Consider the following 783-nt stretch of genomic DNA (forward strand, 5'->3'; position numbering starts at 1 on the left):
GCTTGAGGAGCGCGGCGCGGATGTCGGCGAAGAGGCCGTCATCGTGGACCGCGTCCGCGAGCTTGACCGCCGTGAGTTCCGCGCCGATTGCGCAAGTGAGTGGTTCGATACGCATCATGCGTCTCCGTCTACGACAAAAATGGATGACCCCGTCGTCTTGCGCGATTCCAGGTCGCGATGCGCCTGCGCTGCGTCTTGCAACGCGTAGCGCTGGTTGATTTCGATACGGATGCGGCCGGCCGCGACATGGCCGAACAACTCGTTCGCCAGTTGATCTTTTTCGGCGGGATCGGCGATGAAGTCGGCGAGGGCGGGACGGGTCAGAAAGAGCGAACCCTTCATCGCCAGCAACTGGGGATTGAACGGCGGAATGGGGCCGGATGCAGTTCCGACGCAGACCATCAGGCCACGCCGCCGGAGCGAGTCGAGCGATGCTTCGAAGGTGTCTTTGCCGACGCTGTCGAACACCACGTTCACGCCAGCGCCGCCAGTCAGTTCGCGCACGCGTTTCGCGACGTCCTCATGGCTGTAGTTGATGACGTGCTCGCAGCCGTGGGCGCGCGCAATCTCGGCCTTGGCGTCACTCGATACGGTGCCGATCACCGTGAGCCCGAGCAACCGTGCCCATTGAGAGACGATGAGCCCGACGCCGCCAGCGGCCGCGTGCAGCAGGATCGCATCGCCTGCCTTGAACGGATGGATGCGGCGCATCAGATAGGACGCGGTGAGGCCGCGCATCGTCATCGCGGCGGCGGTCGCGCAACTGATGTCCGCGGGTAGCCG

The 783-nt window shown here is 64.6% G+C and carries 1 protein-coding gene and 1 pseudogene; both read right to left on the reverse strand.

The window, feature by feature from the left end; all coding sequences use genetic code 11:
* A pseudogene (locus AWB67_RS40540) lies at nt 1–115 on the reverse strand (taurine dioxygenase); the annotation flags it as partial.
* Nucleotides 115–783: quinone oxidoreductase family protein (locus AWB67_RS38910; RefSeq protein WP_087660941.1), on the reverse strand; the 669-nt coding region annotated here is incomplete at its 5' end. The gene AWB67_RS38910 and the pseudogene AWB67_RS40540, both read right to left, overlap by 1 nt.

Source organism: Caballeronia terrestris (genome assembly GCF_001544515.1).
GTDB classification, from domain to species: domain Bacteria; phylum Pseudomonadota; class Gammaproteobacteria; order Burkholderiales; family Burkholderiaceae; genus Caballeronia; species Caballeronia terrestris.